Genomic DNA, 266 nt, shown 5'->3' on the forward strand with positions numbered 1-266 from the left:
TCGCCCGGCACGGTGTCGGACAGATTCGACACGCCCGCGAGCGCCACGTACTTCACGAACAGCGCGTAGGGGATCAGGGTGATCAGGCCGTAGATGACGACGGCCCAGACGATGCGCCCGGTCGTCGTGAGCGACCACCGGCCGAACCAGGCGCGCAGGCGTCTCCACCGTCCCCCGTGGAGGACCAGGGTACGAACACGGCCGGGCAGCCGGTGCAGCCGGCGGGGGCCGCCCGTGCGGATCCACTTGCCGATCTCGCCCACGAG

The 266-nt window shown here is 71.1% G+C and carries 1 protein-coding gene; it reads right to left on the reverse strand.

The window, feature by feature from the left end; translation table 11 throughout:
- Positions 1 to 266 (reverse strand): hypothetical protein (locus ACZ3HH_RS30245; protein WP_465810287.1); only part of this gene is annotated, 266 nt, incomplete at both ends.

The sequence above is a fragment of the Pseudomonas sp. PME37.24/025 genome (genome assembly GCF_055556615.1).